General features: G+C 67.4%; 13 protein-coding genes and 1 pseudogene. 4 read left to right on the top strand and 10 right to left on the bottom strand.

Annotated elements, in window-relative coordinates:
- Positions 1–90: 90 nt before the first annotated feature.
- The 5 genes from J7024_RS37070 to J7024_RS01710 form a co-directional block, all read right to left on the bottom strand.
- Entirely contained in the window at positions 91–213 is a 123-nt protein-coding gene (locus J7024_RS37070) for a hypothetical protein (protein ID WP_260435085.1), read from the bottom strand.
- A gap of 378 nt (positions 214–591) precedes the next feature.
- Positions 592–1,383: an ethanolamine ammonia-lyase subunit EutC gene (eutC, locus tag J7024_RS01725; protein ID WP_124828831.1), complete on the bottom strand. Its 792-nt coding sequence runs from the start codon at positions 1,381–1,383 to the stop codon at positions 592–594.
- Entirely contained in the window at positions 1,380–2,777 is a 1,398-nt protein-coding gene (locus J7024_RS01720; protein ID WP_124828832.1) for an ethanolamine ammonia-lyase subunit EutB, read from the bottom strand. Before J7024_RS01720 ends, eutC begins: the two co-directional genes overlap by 4 nt.
- 92 nt (positions 2,778–2,869) lie before the next feature.
- Positions 2,870–4,282 (bottom strand): ethanolamine permease, encoded by a 1,413-nt coding sequence (eat, locus tag J7024_RS01715; RefSeq protein ID WP_124828833.1) that lies wholly within the window; start codon positions 4,280–4,282, stop codon positions 2,870–2,872.
- 188 nt (positions 4,283–4,470) lie between these two features.
- A complete protein-coding gene (locus J7024_RS01710) occupies positions 4,471–5,934 on the bottom strand; it encodes a mechanosensitive ion channel (RefSeq protein WP_175770513.1) in 1,464 nt (487 codons plus the stop codon).
- Between the two features lie 333 nt (positions 5,935–6,267).
- Between J7024_RS01710 and J7024_RS01705 the strand changes: the two are divergent.
- A pseudogene (locus J7024_RS01705) lies at positions 6,268–6,828 on the top strand (AraC family transcriptional regulator); the annotation flags it as partial.
- A gap of 83 nt (positions 6,829–6,911) precedes the next feature.
- Here J7024_RS01705 and J7024_RS01700 read toward each other — a convergent pair.
- Together J7024_RS01700 and J7024_RS01695 are read right to left on the bottom strand one after the other, a co-directional pair.
- Positions 6,912–7,259, bottom strand: coding sequence for a zinc ribbon domain-containing protein (locus J7024_RS01700; protein WP_124828836.1), 348 nt, complete (start codon positions 7,257–7,259; stop codon positions 6,912–6,914).
- 10 nt (positions 7,260–7,269) lie between these two features.
- Positions 7,270–9,855, bottom strand: coding sequence for a heavy metal translocating P-type ATPase (locus J7024_RS01695; protein WP_234744755.1), 2,586 nt, complete (start codon positions 9,853–9,855; stop codon positions 7,270–7,272).
- Positions 9,856–9,936: 81 nt separating this feature from the next.
- Here J7024_RS01695 and cadR point away from each other — a divergent pair, with 81 nt between their 5' ends.
- Both cadR and J7024_RS01685 read left to right on the top strand, forming a co-directional pair.
- On the top strand, positions 9,937–10,368 hold the full coding sequence (gene cadR / locus J7024_RS01690; RefSeq protein WP_124828838.1) for a Cd(II)/Pb(II)-responsive transcriptional regulator: 432 nt from the start codon (positions 9,937–9,939) through the stop codon (positions 10,366–10,368).
- Positions 10,369–10,436: 68 nt separating this feature from the next.
- Positions 10,437–11,009 carry a PadR family transcriptional regulator gene (locus tag J7024_RS01685; RefSeq protein ID WP_124828839.1) on the top strand — a complete coding sequence of 191 codons (573 nt, stop codon included), beginning with the start codon at positions 10,437–10,439 and terminating at the stop codon, positions 11,007–11,009.
- A gap of 81 nt (positions 11,010–11,090) precedes the next feature.
- Here J7024_RS01685 and J7024_RS01680 read toward each other — a convergent pair whose 3' ends face one another.
- The 3 genes from J7024_RS01680 to J7024_RS01670 all read right to left on the bottom strand — a co-directional run bounded on the left by J7024_RS01680 (position 11,091) and on the right by J7024_RS01670 (position 14,039).
- Entirely contained in the window at positions 11,091–11,879 is a 789-nt protein-coding gene (locus tag J7024_RS01680) for an ABC transporter substrate-binding protein (protein ID WP_124828840.1), read from the bottom strand.
- 112 nt (positions 11,880–11,991) lie between these two features.
- Entirely contained in the window at positions 11,992–13,146 is a 1,155-nt protein-coding gene (locus J7024_RS01675; protein WP_124828841.1) for a pyridoxal phosphate-dependent aminotransferase, read from the bottom strand.
- Positions 13,147–13,358: 212 nt separating this feature from the next.
- On the bottom strand, positions 13,359–14,039 hold the full coding sequence (locus J7024_RS01670; protein ID WP_124828842.1) for a TetR/AcrR family transcriptional regulator: 681 nt from the start codon (positions 14,037–14,039) through the stop codon (positions 13,359–13,361).
- Between the two features lie 119 nt (positions 14,040–14,158).
- On the opposite strand from J7024_RS01670, the gene J7024_RS01665 reads away from it, so the two are divergent.
- Complete coding sequence (locus J7024_RS01665) at positions 14,159–15,811, top strand: acyl-CoA dehydrogenase family protein (protein WP_124828843.1); 1,653 nt, start codon at positions 14,159–14,161, stop codon at positions 15,809–15,811.
- Positions 15,812–15,845 lie beyond the last annotated feature (34 nt).

Genomic DNA, 15,845 nt, shown 5'->3' with positions numbered 1-15,845 from the left:
CGCGGCCGCTATCCATGGACAAACATTGCGGAAAATCCGCAACAAATGAAATGAGGCCAACCGAATCAACCGATCCGATTTAATCGTGCGTCAATCCAACAATCGCTTTCGCCTTGGCATCACCCGAATGGTGCTGCTGGCCTTGGTCACGCGTGCAGCAAATGAGTTGCCGGTGAAGGAAAGATGGGGCGGTGCATTCGACTCGTCACTCATCGGGTCTCCTTTCTCGACAAATCGGTGATGATTGCGCCACACGAAATTTGCGCGAATGAGAAAGATGAATCAATCAGACGAATTCGAAATTCGCAATGCGAATTTTCAAGCGCGCTGACCGGCGTCAAATGCGCCAGTAGTCGCGCGCTTTCAGGGCCGATGAGCCCGGAAGCCGTGCAAACGATCGAGGTAGTGGTTTGCCAGGTGCGCGAAACCTGTTCGACGGACCGATCGAGACAGAGCGCAGCAATGCCAAGATGCGCGGCGCTTGCAACGCTCGCGCCGTCCCGCGTGCGGCAAGCAATCAACGTGTTGCGCCAAGCCGGCAGTTGTCGCCGAAGCTGCGGGTGTTTATGGACTTTCGATGCGAGTGGCTATTCAAGCAGCCCCGATCCGCTCCGCATGAGCCGGCGGCGCCAGTGCATCGCTGTCGTCCTTCAGCCCGACGCCCGTCAGCCCGAGGCGGCGCGCGTGCGTCATCAGGTAATGCAGCTTGTGCGCGGCGGCCGCGTGCGGCAGCCCTTCGGGCCGCACGTTCGAGATGCAGTTGCGCAGTGCGTCGTGACAACCGACCTTCGGCGCCCAGGTGAGGTACACGCCGAGGCTGTCCGGCGAGCTGAGCCCCGGCCGTTCGCCGATCAGCATCGCGACGACCTGCGCACGCAGCAGCTCGCCGATCTCGTCGCCGAGCGCGACGCGCGCCTGCGTCGCGACCACCACCGGCCCGATCCGCCAGCCGTCCGCGTCGAGCCGCGGACGCATGGCCTCCAGCAGCGGCAGCGCCTGCTTCGCGGCCGCGAACGCCGACAGCCCGTCGCCGACCACGAACACCACGTCCGGCGCGTCGTCGAGCGCCGCGCCATAACCGGCCAGCAGCGCACGCCCGTCGTCGGACAGCTTGCGGCCGAGGTCGGGCCGGCGCAGGTAATGCTGACGGTCGGGCGCGGCGCTCTGCACGCCGAGCGTCGCGAAGCCGGCCGCATCGATCTCGCGCCGCAGCGCGTCCGCGTCGAGCGGCTGGTGCACCGCGTCGCGCGCCTGCGCGTGCGACAGGTTGAACGCAAGCAGCGGCGCGGTCGGCAGACTGTTGCCCGCGCGGCCGAGCGCGATGCGCGCGTTGGTGAACGACTTCAGCTGCGCCCACGGGTTCTTTTCGACGGCGTCGCTCATGCGGAAATCCCCATCCAGTCGTTCGCACCCGCGAGCAGCGGAACGCGCGAGTTCGCGGCGCGCAGCGCACCGTGCGCGTCGGCGATTTCCATCGTCTCCAGCCACTCCTCGAACTCGGGCGCGCGGCGCAGGCCGAGCACCTCGCGCACGTACAACTGATCGTGAAACGACGTGCTCTGGTAGTTCAGCATCACGTCGTCCGCGCCCGGAATCCCCATGATGAAGTTGATGCCGGCCGCGCCGAGCAGTGTCAGCAGCGTGTCCATGTCGTCCTGGTCGGCTTCCGCGTGGTTGGTGTAGCAGATGTCGCAGCCCATCGGCACACCGAGCAGTTTCCCGCAGAAGTGGTCCTCGAGCCCCGCGCGGATGATCTGCTTGCCGTCGTACAGGTATTCGGGCCCGATGAAACCGACCACCGTGTTCACGAGGAACGGGTCGAACTTGCGCGCGACCGCGTACGCGCGCACTTCGCAGGTCTGCTGGTCGACGCCGAAGTGAGCATTCGCCGACAACGCACTGCCCTGCCCGGTCTCGAAGTACATCAGGTTGTTGCCGACGGTGCCGCGCTTGAGCGACAACGCGGCCTCGTGCGCCTCGCCGAGCAGCGCGAGCGAGATCCCGAAACTCGCATTCGCCTTTTCGGTGCCCGCGATCGACTGAAAGACGAGATCGACCGGCGCACCCTTCTCGATCGCCGCGATCGTGTTCGTCACATGCGTCAGCACGCACGACTGCGTCGGCACGCCGTAGCGCTCGCGAAACGCGTCGATCATCGCGAGCAGCTTCACGATCGCCGCGAGGCTGTCGGTCGCCGGGTTGATGCCGATCATCGCGTCGCCGCAGCCGTACATCAGCCCGTCGAGCATCGACGCGGCGATGCCCTTCACGTCGTCGGTCGGGTGGTTCGGCTGCAGCCGCACCGACATCCGGCCCGCGAGCCCGACCGTGTTGCGAAAACGCGTGACCACGCGGCGCTTGCGCGCGCCGGCGATCAGGTCCTGGTTGCGCATCAGCTTCGACACGGCCGCGACCATCTCGGGCGTGAGGCCCGGCGCGATCCGTTCGAGCGCGGCGCCGTCGGCGACCGGCGACAGCAGCCAGTTGCGGAAATCGCCGACCGTCAGATGCGAGATTTCGGCGAACGAGGCCGCATCGTGATCGTCGAGGATCAGGCGCGTGACTTCGTCGTGTTCGTACGGAATCACCGCTTCGTTCAGGAACGCTTTCAGCGGCACGCCCGCGAGCGCGATCTTCGCGGCGACGCGCTCCTCCTCGCTCGCCGCCGCGACACCGGCGAGCTGGTCGCCCGAGCGCAGCGGGCTCGCCTTCGCGAGCAGCGTCTTCAGGTCCGCGAAGCGGTACGTGCGCGGGCCGATCGTCTCCGTATAGGACATCGTTCGAATCTCCTTGCCAAATGCCGACGGCGCACCCTGCTCGGCAGGGCACGCCGGATGCCGTCAGGAACGGCTGTTCGCGTTCGCCATGCTCATTCCTCGAGCACCGCGTCGCCCGGCGCGCTCGCGCGCTGCGAACGCGTCGCGAGGAAGTACGCATAGCCGAGCGCAAGGAACGCCACGAACACCATCGCCACCAGCCCATTGAAGTACACCATCGTGCCGAGGCATATCAGGGCCGCAACGATCGCGAACGCCGGGAAGAACGGGTACAGCGGCGCGCGGAACGGCCGCGCCATGTTCGGCTGCGAACGGCGCAGCTTGAACAGCGACGCCATGCTTACGATATACATCACGATCGCGCCGAACACCGACATCGTCACGATGTTCGCGGTGAGCGTCTGGCCGCCGAACTGGATCAGCTCGTCGCTGTAGATCGCCGCGATGCCGACCACGCCGCCCGCGAGGATCGCGCGGTAAGGCGTCTTGAAGCGCGGATGCACCTTCGCGAGCCATTCGGGCAGGTAGCCTTCGCGGGCCAGCGCGAAGATCTGGCGCGAATAGCCGAGGATGATCCCGTGGAACGACGCGACGAGTCCGAACAGCCCGAGCCACACGAGCATGTGCATCCAGCCGCTGTTCGCGCCGACGATGTACTTCATCGCCTGCGGCAGCGGGTCGTTGATGTTCGCGAGCCGGGTCCAGTCGCCCGCGCCGCCGGCGAACACCATCACGCCGACCGCCAGCGTGACGAGCGTCAGGATGCCGGCCACGTAGGCGATCGGAATCGAACGCTTCGGGTTCTTCGCCTCCTCGGCGGCCATCGCGACGCCCTCGATCGCGAGGAAGAACCAGATCGCGAACGGGATCGCCGCGAACATCCCGTGGAATGCGCCGACGCTGAAATGATCGGCGCCCGACCAGCCGCCCTTCAGGAAATTGCTCCACGCGAAGCCCGGCGACACCACGCCCATGAACACCAGCAATTCGAAGATCGCGAACAGCGTGACGATCAGCTCGAACGTCGCGGCGATCTGCACGCCGACGATGTTCAGCGCCATGAACACGAGATACGCGCCCATCGCCGCGTTTTTCGGTTCGAGTCCCGGAAACTGCACGTGCAGGTACGCGCCGATCGCCAGCGCGATCGCGGGCGGCGCGAACACGAATTCGACGAGGGTTGCCACCCCGGCCAGATAGCCGCCCGCGGGGCCGAATGCACGCCGCGCATACGCGAACGGCCCGCCCGCGTGCGGGATCGACGTCGTGAGTTCGGTGAAGCTGAAGATGAAGGTCGTATACATCGCCGCGACGAACATCGCGGTGATCACGAAACCCAGCGTGCCCGCACTCGCCCAGCCGTAGCTCCAGCCGAAGTACTCGCCGGAAATCACGAGGCCGACCGCGATGCCCCACAGCTGCCAGGTCCCGAGCGTCTGCTGCAGCGCGGGCTGGCCGGACGACTTGGCGCCGGCGACGGGCCGGCCATTCGACTCTGCTTTCATCGGATTCTCCTGAAAGGTGCGGGCCTGCCGGCCTGCTCGACTGAGAATCGATGCTAGAGAGTCATTAAACGACGTGTTATCGAAATTCGGCAAAGATGGCCGCTGACGTTTCGCCGACGGCAACGCCGCCGCGCGCAGCTTGACCGCCCCGGCTACCCTCCTCGGACAGCCGGGGCGCCGTGGCCTGCTTACTGGCCGCCGCCGCGCTGGTTGAACCAGCGGTCGAGCAGCTTGCCGGCCGCTTCGCGGCCGCCAAGGCCGAACGACAGCGCGACCGCCACCGCGATCGCGCCGAGCACGAGGCCGAACGCGAGCTGCACGATCTCGTTGGCAATGCCCATCGCGCGCAGCCCCATCGCGAACACCAGGCCGAGGATCGCGAATTGCGCGATCCGCGCGAACAGCACGCTGTGTTCGCGGTCGGCCTGCTCGATCACGCGACGCGCGAGGCCCGCGAGCCACACGCCGATCACGAGAATCACACCGCCCATCAGCACGTGGCCGCCGAATTCGATGAACAGCGTGACAACGTCGCGCACCTGCGTGAAACCGAGCCGGTTCGCGGCTTCGACCGCGGCGAACAGCATCGCGAAGAACACAATCAGCCGTGCGACCAGCACCGACGGCTGCAGCATCCCCGAGAACACGCGTTCGACGCCGAGCACGGCCGGCAGCCCGTCGGCGCCGGCGGCTTCCAGCAGCTTCTGTGCGAGCGATGCGACGAAGCGCGCGAAATAGAACGTGACGAGCACGATCACGATCGCCGCGACGATGTCCGGCACCGCGCCGAGGAACTGGTTCAGCATGTTGGTGGCGGGAATCGAGATCGCGTCGATCTTCAGCGCATCGAGCGCGGAGATCAGCGTCGGCACGAACACGAACACGTAGACGATCGTGCCGATCAGGCTCGACACGCGCACCGGCGTCGGACTGTCGAGCCGCGCGGTGAGACGATCCGCGCCGGCGGCAACCAGCAGGTTCGTCACGAGGCCGCGCAGCACGCGCGCGACGACCCAGCCGACGAAGCCGATCACCGCGGCCGCAAACAGGTTCGGCACGATCGCGAGCAGCTTGTCGATCATCCCCTGCACCGGCGACAGCAGGCCGGACAGCGCGAACGACGCGAGAATCGCCGGCAGGAACATCAGGATCACGAGCCAGAACAGCACGTCGCCGAGATAGCCGCTCATCGGCTGCATGCCCGCGCTTTCGGACAGCTTGTCGTCGACCTTGCTCGCCTTCAGCGCGCGGTTCGCGAGGCTGCGCAGCAGCGACGCGATGAGCCACGCGATCAGCGTCAGCGCCGCGCCGCCGATCAGGTTCGGCAGGTAGTTGACGATGTGCGTGACAAGCAGCGAGAACGGATTGGAGACCGCGTACAGATTCAGCACGTTGAAGATGCCCACCGCGGTGACGAGCAGCACGAGCCAGAACAGCCCGCCGGCGACGATCCGCTCGACGCAGGCGCCCTGGCCGGTGCTTTCGTTGATGCGCTGGTCGACCTTCAGCGCGTTGAGCAGCCGGAGCGTGCCGGCCCGCACTACCACGGCGACCAGCCAGCCGATCACCAGGATGCCGATCGCGCCCGCGATCTTGGGCAGGTAGCCGCCTAGCGTGGTCTGCAGCGACGTGATGAAGCTGGAAGCATCCATTTCTTCTTCTCCCGAAAAACGTGGCGTTGCGATTGAACATCGACGAACTACCTGCGTACTTCGAAAACCGTGCTGTGCCGCCCCAGCAACTTACCCGAGAAAAATGACGCATTCATCGGATTTCACCGTCTTTAACTTTAGTCATAGATCGCAGGGGCGGAACCCCATTTCGACGAAATAAAAAAGGGACGGATTCGGCATGCTTACGCATCTCCGCAAGATTTATTCAGCACGCGCGTGCTACCGTGACGTCGATTCCTGCCGCGGCATGCCGATGCCCGTCGCCACGAAAGCCGGCACGCCCGCGTGGCGGAGCCATGCGGCGCGAGTCGCGCGCCTGAATTTCGCGATGCTTACGGTGTGCCGCCTCTGCAGCACCGGCCGATCTATCCGTTACAGCGAGGAGAAGAAGGCATGTTCAAACATGAAGTGGAGATCCGGCGGCTGCCGGAACTGCGCGGGTATGCGGTTGCGCACACGGGTGCGTACCTGAAGGTCGTCGACGCGTTCGGGCACGTCGGCGCGTGGGTCGCGCAGCATGGACTGACCGGCCCCGGCGCGATGATGATCGGGATCTTCTATGACGATCCGGATACGACGCCCGAAGCGCAATTGCGGGCGAAAGCCTGTTTCGTGCCGGCCGCCGGCGCGCCGGATGTCGCGCCGGCGCCGCCAGTCGAGCGTGTGACGATCGCGGGCGGCGATCATGCGGTGCTGCTGCACACGGGACCGTATGCGGATCTGAAAACGGCCTACCAGTGGCTGTACGGCGACTGGCTGCGTCGCTCGGGCCGCGAAGCCGCCGATGCGCCGCCGTTCGAGCTGTATCTGAACACGCCGATGGATGCGGCGCCAGCCGACCTGCAAACCGAGATCTATTTGCCGCTGCGGTGAGTGCAGGAGCGCGGTCCGGTCGGCGTACGTTGAGGCCAGGATGATGCGTCCGCCTGGTCCTGCGGCCGGCCAAGGGCTGGCGATCAGGCGCGGCCGGCTTGCGTCCCGCAGCTCGGGCAAAAGCGTGCATCGGCCGCCAGCGCCGCGTGGCAGCGGCTACACGCGTTGCCACGCTGTGAGGTACCGCACTGCGCGCAGAATCGCGCGTCCGCCGCGTTGAGCGCGCCGCAGCCCGCGCAGGCGAGCTGGCGCAGCGGCGCGTTGCCGCCCTGGGCGTCGGGCTGCGACTGCCAGCCCCAACCGTGACGGTCGCGGCCGCGCGCATCGTGGCTGCCATGACCTTCCGCACCGTGCCCGCCGTGATGCCCGCCACCGTGGTTGCCGCGATGCCCGCCGCCGTGGCCACCCAAGATCCGTTTCAGAAAGCTCATCGCCCGCTCCTCATCGCTGCGTCTGCGCGCCATCGAACACGCCGGCCTTCGACAGCAGCCGCAAACCGTTGCCGACGACGATCAGGCTCGCGCCCGCATCGGCGAACACGGCCATCCACATCGTGCCGATCCCTGCGACCGTCAGGCCGAGGAACACGATCTTCAAGCCGAGCGCGAAACCGATGTTCTGCACCAGCACGCGATGCGTCGCGCGCGACAGCCGCACGAACGCGGGAATCTTGCGCAGGTCGTCGTCCATCAGCGCGACGTCGGCCGTCTCGATCGCCGTGTCGGTGCCCATCGCGCCCATCGCGAAACCGATGTCGGCACGCGCGAGCGCCGGCGCATCGTTGATCCCGTCGCCGACCATCCCGACCGCGCCCGCGCCGCCGGCTGCCAGCTCCTCGACCGCCGCGAGCTTGTCCTCCGGCAACTGGTTGCCGCGCGCGTCGTCGATGCCGGCCTGCCGCGCGATCGCCTGCGCGGTGTGCGGGTTGTCGCCGGTCAGCATCGCGGTGCGGATGCCGAGCGCATGCAGGTCGGCGATCGCCGCGCGGCTCGTGTCCTTGATCGTGTCGGCCACTGCGAAAATGCCGAGCACGCGCGTGTCGTCGACCAGCATCACGACGCTCTTGCCCTGCCGCTCGAGCACGTCGAGCTTCGCCTCCAGCACCGGCGAGCAACGTTCGAGTTCCTCGACGAGCCGGTGGTTGCCGAGCCAGTAGCGTGTGCCGTCGATCGTGCCGCGCACGCCGCGCCCGACGATCGCTTCGAATTCCTCTACATTGGCGAACGCTGCCGTCTGCGCATCGCGTGCTGCCGCGGCGATCGCCTGCGACACCGGGTGATCGGAGCGTGCCGCGAGGCTCGCGCCGAGATGACGCACCTGCGCAGCATCGACGTCGACGGCATGCAGGTCGAAATCGGTCTGCACCGGCTTGCCGTGCGTGATCGTGCCGGTCTTGTCGAGCGCGAGCCACGCAAGCTTGCGGCCTTCTTCCAGATAGACGCCGCCCTTCACGAGAATCCCGCGCCGCGCCGCAGCCGCGAGGCCCGACACGATCGTCACCGGCGTCGAGATCACCAGCGCGCACGGGCACGCGATCACGAGCAGCACCAGCGCGCGGTAGATCCAGTCGTGCCAGGCGCCGCCCAGCACGAGCGGCGGCGCCACCGCGACCAGCAGCGCGATCGCGAACACGATCGGCGTATAGACGCGTGCGAACTGGTCGACGAAACGCTGCGTCGGCGCCTTCGCGCCCTGCGCTTCCTCGACCGCGTGGATGATCCGCGCAAGCGTCGAATTGGCCGCAACCGCCGTCACGCGATAGTCGAACGATCCCGACTCGTTGATCGTGCCTGCATACACCGCGTCGCCGGCTCCCTTCTCGACCGGCAGGCTTTCGCCGGTGATCGGCGCCTGGTTCACCGTCGAGCGGCCCGCGACGACTTCGCCGTCCAGCCCGATCCGCTCGCCCGGCTTCACGCGCACGACCGCGCCGAGCGCCACCTGCGCGGCTTCGACGGTGCGCCAAGCGCCATCGGCGTCCTGCACGGTCGCGGTGTCGGGAGCGAGCCGCATCAGGCCCTGGATCGCATTGCGCGCGCGATCGAGCGACTTCGCCTCGATCAGTTCGGCGATCGTGAACAACACCATCACCATCGACGCTTCCGGCCACTGGCCGATCGCCATCGCGCCAGTCACCGCGATGCTCATCAGCGCATTGATGTTCAGGTTGCCGTTGCGGATCGCGATCCAGCCTTTCTTGTAGGTGGTCAGCCCGCATGCGAGCACCGCCGCGAGCGCGAGCACGGCCGATAGCCACACCGGCAGGCCGACCCAGTTCGCCGCTTCGGACGCGATCGCCGCGACGCCCGCCAGCGCGAGCGGCCACCACGGCTTCGCGGGCGCGTCAGCGACCCGGGCGGCCGGTGCATCGGCCGACGCGGCCTCCGGCGTCATCCCGAGCGTGCGGATCGCGCTTTCGATCGCGGGCTGCGCGCCGGGCACGTGTTCGACGGTCAGCATCCGCTGCATCAGGTTGAATTCGAGCGCCGATACCTGCTGCATGCCGCCGAGCTTCTTGCGGATCAGCGTTTCCTCGGTCGGGCAGTCCATCTGCATGATCCGGAATGCGGAGCGCACGTGCCCCGACGCGGTGGCCTGCGCGACCGGGAGCGGCGCGAGCGTCAGCGCGGCGGGCGCGCAGCAGTCGCCGGCCGCGTGGTCGTGGTCGTGGTCGTGGTCGTGGTCGTGGTCGTGGTCGTGGTCGTGACCGGCATGGTCATGTGCAGCGTGATCATGCGCGGCATGGTCGTGCAAACATGCCGCGCCGTGCCCATGCCCGTCGCCGTGTGCGTGGCTGGTGTGGTCGTGCCCCGTGCCGTGCGCAGGTGCATGATCGTGGTCATGGTCGTGGCCGCATTCATGCGGCTGCGCGCCGCGCGATGCGCCGTCGCCGTGCGCGTGCTCGCCGGCCGCCGGCGCCGTGTCGTCGACGGTCGCCGCCTGCGTGTCGCACGCGTCGGCGCAGCAGGTCTCGGCGCCGCCGGCATGACGGTGTCGTGGGTCGTGGGTACGCTGGGCGTCGGTCATGACAACCTCCTCAATGGCTTGACGGTGTAGAGTTAACACCTTGAAGCCACTACAAGGTCAAGCCTTACAACGGAGAAAGCCATGAAGATCGGCGAACTGGCCAAGGCGGCCCGCTGCACGCCCGAAACGATCCGCTTCTACGAGAAGGAGGGGCTGATGCCGGATGCGGAGCGAACCGATTCGAACTACCGGAACTACACCGACGTGCACGTCGAACGGCTGCGCTTCATTCGCAACTGCCGTGCGCTCGACATGGCGCACGACGAAATCCGCGCGCTGCTGCAGCTCACCGACACGCCGGCCGACCCGTGCGATTCGATCAACTCGCTGCTCGACGAGCATATCGGCCACGTCGACGCACGCCTCGCGGAGCTCATGCATCTGCGCGATCAGCTCATCGAGTTGAGGCGTCAATGCGTTGGCGAACATTCGGTCGAAGACTGCGGCATCGTGCATGGTCTGGCGACGATGGAAACCGTCGCACCAGCTGCGAAGCGCTCGCACCTCGGCTGAAACCCTTGTGGAATATGATAGTCTAGTCGATACTAGTTATATTTCAACTAGACACAATATAACTATTCATGACATCGAGCCGCCCGTCTCCGCTTGCGCTCGCGGTCCTCGCGACGCTCACCGAAACGCCGATGCATCCGTACGGAATGCTGCAGCAGTGGAAGGCCCGCGGTTACGACGAAGTCGTCAACGTGCGGCAGCGCACGAGCCTTTACCAGACGATCGACCGGCTGCTGCGCGACGGGCTGATCGCCGTGCACGATACCGAGCGCGACGGCGCGTTTCCCGAGCGCACGCTGTACACGCTGACCGAAACCGGACACACGGCCGGGCAGGCGTGGCTGCATGCGCTGCTCGCCGAACCCGCGCGCGAATTCCCGGCGTTCGGCGCCGGCCTCGCATTCCTGCCGCTGCTCGACGCCGAAGATGCGCGCCACCAGCTCGAGCGCCGCATCGCCGCGCTCGAAGCCGAGCGCGAACGCCTCGAATCGCTGCGCAACGCCGCGCAGAACGATCAGGTGCCACGCCTGTTCCTGCTGCAGAACGAGCACGCGCTCGTGCTGCTCAACGCGGAGCTCGACTGGGCCCGCAGCGTCGTCGAACACCTGAAGATCGGCGCGCTGAGCTGGGTCGACGGTTGACTTGACGGCGAACGCGCAAGCGCCGCACGTCTACGGTCCGTCATGCATCGCTGCGGCCATCGCGGCCGCCGCTTTCCCCGTTTACTGCGTCGAGATGTCGATATTGCCGAAGTACTTCTGGCCCAGCGACTTCACCGTGCCATCCGCCTTTAGCTTGTCGATCGCCGCATCGAGTTTCGTCTTCAGCGCGTCGTCGCCCTTGCGCAGCCCGAACGCGATCCCGCTGCCGAGAATCTTGTCGTCGCGCACCGGCTGACCGACGAACGAGAAACCCTTGCCGTCCGGACGCGACAGGAAGCCGCGCTGGCCGGCCGGCGCGAGCACCAGCGTCGCGTCGAGACGGCCTGACACGAGATCCGCGTACGCCTGGTTCTGATCCTGGTACGCGACGATCGACACGCCGGCCTGCTCCCAGTGCGCCTTCGCATAGGTTTCCTGGATCGACGCCTGCAACACGCCGACGCGCTTGCCCTTCAGCGATTCCGGCGTCGGCAGCAGGCCGCTGCCGGTGCGCGCGATCAGCTGCGTCGGCACGCGGTAGATGATCGTCGTGAAGTCGATTGCCTGGCGCCGCTGCTCGGTCGCGTTCATCGCCGAGTTGATCGCGTCGAACTTGCGGCCCTTCAGCGCGGGAATCAGTCCGTCGAAGGACGTTTCGACCCACTTGCACGACAGCTTCGCCGTCTGGCAAACGGCATTGCCGACATCGATGTCGAAGCCCTGCAGGTCGCCGTTCGGCGCTTTCGACTCGAACGGCGGGTATTGCGCCTCGAGGCCGAAGCGCAGCGTCTGCCCGTCGGCGAGCGCCGCGCCGGAGCCGAGCGCGCACGCAAATGCGAACGCGAGTTTCAGGGTGTGTCCATGTTTCATCGTGATCTCCTGACTTGTCGACCGCAGCCGTGCTTCGACACATGCTGCAGCCCATCGGTGGCTTTCCGGGCGACGTATACGTCGCCTTCCTGGGTGCGGGCCGCACCCGCGATTACAGCGAACGCAACCGCCGCGCGCCCTCGATCAGCGTCGCGTCGTCCTTCGAGAAACTGAGCCGGATCACGCCCGCGTCGGTGCCGTCGGTGTAGAACGCCGACAGCGGAATCGTCGCGACGCGCGCATCCCGGATCAGGCGCAGCACGAAATCGCTGTCGCTTTCGTCCGAGAAGTGCCGGAACCGCGCGAGCATGAAGAACGAGCCTTCGCTCGGCAGCAGCTCGAAGCGCGAATCGGCCAGCTCGTGCGCGAGCAGGTCGCGCTTGGCCTGGTAGAACGCCGACAGTCCGAGATAGCTTTCCGGTCGCGCGAGGATTTCCGCGAACGCGACCTGCATCGGCGTATCGGCCGAGAACACCATGAACTGGTGCACCTTGCGGATCTCGTCCATCAGCGCGGCCGGCGCGATGCAGTGGCCGACACGCCAGCCCGTCACGTGAAACGACTTGCCGAACGACGACACGATCACGCTGCGCTCGGCCAGCTCGCGGTGACGCGCGACGCTCTGATGCTGCGCGCCGTCGAACACGACGTGCTCGTAGACCTCGTCGGACAGCACCACGATATCGGTATTGCGCGTGAGCTGCGCGAGCCGTTCGAGATCGTCGGCGGAAAACACCGTCGCGGTCGGGTTGTGCGGCGTGTTCACGACGATCATCCGCGTGCGTGGCGTGATCGCCGCGGCGACCTCGTCCCAGTTCACGCGGAAATGCTCGGGCGACAGCTTGATCGCGACCGGCGTTGCGCCCTGCATCCGCACGATCGGCGCGTAGCTGTCGAACGACGGCTCGAAATAGATCACTTCGTCGCCCGGATGCACGAGCGCGCTGATCGCCGCGTAGAGCCCTTCGCTCGCGCTCGCGATCACCGTGATCTCGGTGCCCGGGTCGTAGCGCGTGCCGTACAGCGCCTCGGTCTTCTCCGCGAGCCGCTCGCGCAGCGACACGATGCCGGCCATCGGCGCGTACTGGTTGTGGCCGTCGCGCATCGCGCGTGCGACGCCCTCGACGAGCGCCGGATCTGGCGCGAAATTCGGCGCGCCCTGCGACAGGTTCAGCGCATCGTGCTGCGCAGCAAGCTGGCCGATCACCGTGAAGATCGTCGTCCCGACGTCGGGCAGTTTCGAACGGGGCGTGGTGGCGCTTCGCATGACTCCTCCTTCTGATGTCCTTCGGGCGGGCCCGCACGAAACGCGCGGCCCTGCACATGCCGCATGATTTAGCCCCAGCCAATATCGGCGGACAATCGAAAGTTCGTCATGGCGGCCATGCATTTTTCTCATGGCTCTTGGCACGAAAGGCTCGGCGGGACGGTGGCGCCGCCCACGCCGCATGCGAATCGGGCATTACCCCTAGGGTCTGTTCACGCGGATGACGGGCTGGCGCCGGCCGCCAGATACGCGCCCAGCAGCGTGTGCAGCTCGCCGCGCAGCGCGCCGAAGTCGAGTGCCGGCCCGAGCGTCAGCAACGCCTGCGACACGCCGCCGTAACAGACCGTATGCGCCATCCGCGCGAGCCCGTCGAGCCGCTCGGCCGGCGGCGGATCGGCGGCCTGTGCGAGCGCGTCGCGCCACAGCGCGACGTAGGCATCGTAGTGCCGGCGGTAGGCGACGAGCTGCGACACCTGCCGCTCCAGCGCGAACAGCGCGCTCCATAGCGCAGCGTCCGCGCCGATTGCGTCGAGTTGCAGGTCGACGAGCGCGGCCGCGAGTTCGGCGCGCGGCGCGCCGCGCAACCCGTGCGCCGCGTCGCGCAACCGGTCGGCCAGCGCGAGCACGCGCCGGTGAATGCACAGCGCGGCGAGGCTCTGCTTGTCGCCGAAGTATTCGTAGAAGGTGCCGATGCTCACGCCTGCGACGGCCGCGATCTCGCGGATCGTCGCCTTTGCATAGCCGCGCTCGAGCAAAAGCTGAACGAATGCCTGCTGAAGCGCATCGGACGTGGCCTGCGCGCGCGACTGGCGCGGCCGGCGGCGCAATGCGGGCGCGGGTTGCGCCGCCGGCTGGCCGGGCGGCGCCGGAACCTGAACATGTCGCGACGGCATATTTGCTACTCTGAAATTCAGCGGAAACACGTTTGACCGGAAGCCGGCACCGGCATGCACGCGCCGGCAGCGCGGCACCCGGCCGGCCGGGCGCGAAGCATGAGACCGGAGACAACCCGATGACCGAATCGACCCATGCCGTCACGAACCAGTTCGACGAACTGGTCGACTATAACCTCTTCGCGACGGACGCCGCGCTGCGCGAGGCGCTCGCCCGCGCCGGCGCCGACTGGGCCGTGCCGCGGCTCGACGCGTACGGCGCGCGGCTCGGCAGCGCCGACACCGCGCGGCTCGCCGACGAAGCGAATCGCCACACGCCGGAGCTGAACGCGTTCGACCGGCGCGGCCGGCGCATCGACCGCGTCGACTTCCATCCGGCGTGGCACACGCTGCTCGGGATGTACCGCAACGAAGGCTTCGTATCGCTCGCGTTCCGCGATACGCGCCCCGGCCGGTGGGCCGCGACCGCGGCCGGCTTCTACCTGCACGGCCAGATCGAGGCCGGCACACTGTGCCCGGCCACGATGACGCAGGCCGCGATTCCCGTGCTGCAGAAGGAGCCCGCGCTGTGGGCGCTGCTGCGCGACAAGCTCTACAGCGACGACTACGACCCGCGCGACGTGCCGGTCGCCGACAAGCGCTCGATCTGGTTCGGCATGGGGATGACCGAAAAACAGGGCGGCTCCGACGTGCGCGCGAACGCGACGCTCGCGACTGCCGTCGGCGCGGGCGGGCGCGGCGGCGAATACCGGCTGCGCGGCCACAAGTGGTTCTTCTCCGCGCCGATGTGCGATGCGCACCTCGTCGTCGCCCACACCGAAGCGGGTAGCCCGTCGTGCTTCTACGTACCCCGCTGGCGGCCGGACGGCACGAAGAACGCGGTCGAGATCCAGCGGCTGAAGAACAAGGTCGGCAACCGCAGCAATTCGAGCAGCGAGATCGAACTGAACGACGCGTGGGGCATCATGCTCGGCGACGAAGGCCGCGGGATTCCGACCATCATCGAGATGGCCACCTACACGCGGCTGAACTGCGTGCTCGGCAGCGCGGCGATGCTGCGCCAGGGCGTCGTGCAGGCGATCGCCTATACGCGTCAGCGCCACGCGTTCGGCCGCGCGCTCGCCGAGCAGCCGCTGATGCGCACCGTGCTCACCGATCTCGCGCTCGAAAGCGAAGCCGCGCTTGCCCTGGCGATGCGCCTCGCCGATGCGTTCGAGCGCGACGACTCGCCGCGCGAACGCGCGTGGAAGCGGATCGTCACGCCTGCCGCGAAATTCTGGGTCTGCAAGCGCGCGGTCGAACTGAGCGGCGAAGTGATGGAAGTGTTCGGCGGCAACGGCTACGTCGACGACGGGCCGATCGCGCGGCTGTTTCGCGAAGCGCCCGTCAACTCGATCTGGGAAGGCTCCGGCAACGTGATGTGCCTCGACGTGCTGCGCGCGGTGTCGCGCGAGCCCGACGCGGCCGCCGCGCTGCTGGCCGAGCTGGACGACCTCGGCGCGGGCGAGCCGCGCATCCGTGCGGCGCTCGACACGCTGCGTGCGATGCTCGCGGCGCCGGCCGACACGCTCGAGGCATCGGCGCGCGTGTTCGCGCAGCGGCTCGCGCTCGTCGCGCAGGCGTGCCTGCTGCGGCGCGATGCGCCTGCGGCCGTCGCCGATGCGTTCATCGCGACGCGGCTCGCCGCACCCGACTGGGGCCGCATCGTGGGCGGCTTCGATCCGCACGCGCTCGACGTCGGCGCGCTGCTGCAGCGCGCGTACCCGGCCTGACGCCTGTCCGCCCGCTCATCCGTCACGCCCGCCC

It is taken from the genome of Burkholderia sp. WTPI3 (assembly GCF_021483755.1).
Lineage (GTDB): Bacteria > Pseudomonadota > Gammaproteobacteria > Burkholderiales > Burkholderiaceae > Burkholderia.
This window is presented reverse-complemented; position numbering and strand designations above follow the sequence as displayed.

What these genes read in the sequence shown, in the direction of transcription:
- J7024_RS01675 (WP_124828841.1), bottom strand. Translation starts at nt 13,146, where the DNA reads ATGCGAAGCGCCACCACGCCCCGTTCGAAACTGCCCGACGTCGGGACG.
- J7024_RS01710 (WP_175770513.1), bottom strand. Translation starts at nt 5,934, where the DNA reads ATGGATGCTTCCAGCTTCATCACGTCGCTGCAGACCACGCTAGGCGGC.
- J7024_RS01680 (WP_124828840.1), bottom strand. Translation starts at nt 11,879, where the DNA reads ATGAAACATGGACACACCCTGAAACTCGCGTTCGCATTTGCGTGCGCG.
- eat (WP_124828833.1), bottom strand. Translation starts at nt 4,282, where the DNA reads ATGAAAGCAGAGTCGAATGGCCGGCCCGTCGCCGGCGCCAAGTCGTCC.
- J7024_RS01670 (WP_124828842.1), bottom strand. Translation starts at nt 14,039, where the DNA reads ATGCCGTCGCGACATGTTCAGGTTCCGGCGCCGCCCGGCCAGCCGGCG.
- J7024_RS01700 (WP_124828836.1), bottom strand. Translation starts at nt 7,259, where the DNA reads ATGAGCTTTCTGAAACGGATCTTGGGTGGCCACGGCGGCGGGCATCGC.
- eutC (WP_124828831.1), bottom strand. Translation starts at nt 1,383, where the DNA reads ATGAGCGACGCCGTCGAAAAGAACCCGTGGGCGCAGCTGAAGTCGTTC.
- J7024_RS01685 (WP_124828839.1), top strand. Translation starts at nt 10,437, where the DNA reads ATGACATCGAGCCGCCCGTCTCCGCTTGCGCTCGCGGTCCTCGCGACG.
- J7024_RS01665 (WP_124828843.1), top strand. Translation starts at nt 14,159, where the DNA reads ATGACCGAATCGACCCATGCCGTCACGAACCAGTTCGACGAACTGGTC.
- J7024_RS01695 (WP_234744755.1), bottom strand. Translation starts at nt 9,855, where the DNA reads ATGACCGACGCCCAGCGTACCCACGACCCACGACACCGTCATGCCGGC.
- J7024_RS37070 (WP_260435085.1), bottom strand. Translation starts at nt 213, where the DNA reads ATGAGTGACGAGTCGAATGCACCGCCCCATCTTTCCTTCACCGGCAAC.
- cadR (WP_124828838.1), top strand. Translation starts at nt 9,937, where the DNA reads ATGAAGATCGGCGAACTGGCCAAGGCGGCCCGCTGCACGCCCGAAACG.
- J7024_RS01720 (WP_124828832.1), bottom strand. Translation starts at nt 2,777, where the DNA reads ATGTCCTATACGGAGACGATCGGCCCGCGCACGTACCGCTTCGCGGAC.